This is a genomic window from Curtobacterium sp. B8 (assembly GCF_000333315.1).
GTDB classification, from domain to species: Bacteria; Actinomycetota; Actinomycetes; order Actinomycetales; family Microbacteriaceae; genus Curtobacterium; species Curtobacterium luteum.
Window position 1 is genome coordinate 1 of sequence record NZ_BACW01000032.1, and the last position, 1586, is coordinate 1586.

General features: G+C 71.3%; 1 protein-coding gene. It reads left to right on the forward strand.

The window, feature by feature from the left end; genetic code table 11:
* The coding region (locus I59_RS00965; protein ID WP_022902273.1) for a proline--tRNA ligase at nucleotides 1–1586 on the forward strand (1586 nt) is incomplete at both ends.

Below are 1586 nucleotides of genomic sequence, written 5' to 3' on the forward strand. Positions count from 1 at the left end.
TCCGTCGCCAGGCCCCGGGCATCTTCGCCTGGCTGCCGCTCGGCCTCCGGGTCCGTGCCCGCATCGAGGGCATCATCCGCGACGAGATGGTCGCCGCCGGCGCGCAGGAGGTCCTCCTCCCCGCACTCGCCCCGCGCGAGCCGTACGAGGCGACGAACCGCTGGACCGAGTACGGCGACGGCATCTTCCGCCTGAAGGACCGCAAGGACGCCGACTACCTGCTCGCGCCGACGCACGAGGAGCTCTTCGCGCTGCTCGTGAAGGACCTGTACTCGTCGTACAAGGACCTCCCCGTCACGCTCTTCCAGATCCAGGACAAGTACCGCGACGAGGCCCGCCCCCGCGCCGGACTCCTGCGCGGCCGTGAGTTCACGATGAAGGACGCGTACTCGTTCGACATCGACGACGCCGGCCTCGACCGCAGCTACCAGACGATGCGCGACGCGTACGAGCGGATCTTCGCCCGGCTCGGCCTCGAGTACGCGATCGTGAAGGCCGACGCCGGCGCGATGGGCGGCTCGAAGTCCGAGGAGTTCCTGCACCCGATCGCCGTCGGCGAGGACACCTTCGTCCGCAGCGCGGGCGGCTACGCGGCCAACGTCGAGGCCTACGTCACCCCGGTGCCGGACGCGCTGCCGATCGGAGGGCAGCCGGAGCCCGTGCTGCTCCCCGCGGCCGACACCCCGACCATCGACACGCTCGTGGCGCACGCGAACGCTGTCGCCCCGCGCGACGGTGCACCGTGGACCGCGGCGGACACGCTGAAGAACGTCGTCCTCGCGCTCACGCACCTCGACGGAACCCGCGAGGTCGTCGTCGTCGGCCTGCCCGGCGACCGCGAGGTCGACCTGAAACGCGCCGAGGTGGCGTTCGCGCCCGCCGAGGTCGAGCCGGCCGGGGACGACGACTTCAAGCGGCACCCCGGCGTCTTCGTGAAGGGCTACATCGGCCCGCAGGTCCTCGGCGCCGAGAGCCCGTCGGGCATCCGCTACGTCGTCGACCCCCGTGTCGTCGACGGCACCGCGTGGATCACGGGTGCGAACGAGCGCGGCGTGCACGTCTCCGGTCTCGTCATGGGCCGCGACTTCACCGCCGACGGCGTCGCCGAGGTCTCCGATGTCCGTGCCGGCGACCCCGCACCCGACGGCTCCGGCCCGCTCGAGACCGCTCGAGGCATGGAGATCGGCCACGTGTTCCAGCTCGGCCGGAAGTACGCCGAGGCGCTCGGGCTCAAGGTGCAGGACGAGAACGGCAAGCTCGCGACGGTCACGATGGGCTCGTACGGCATCGGCGTGACGCGCATCCTCGCCATCCTCGCCGAGGCGCACAACGACGAGAAGGGCCTCGTCTGGCCGAAGAACGTCGCCCCGTTCGACGTACACGTCGTCGCGACCGGCAAGGACTCGGTGGCCTACGACCTCGCGACGGACATCGTGGCGCAGCTCGAGGGCGAGCGGTTCGAGGTCGTCTACGACGACCGTCCCAAGGTGTCGCCCGGCGTGAAGCTCCGCGACGCGGAACTGCTCGGGATGCCGATCGTCGTCGTCGCGGGGCGGAACGCCGCCGACGGCGTCGTCGAGCTGTGG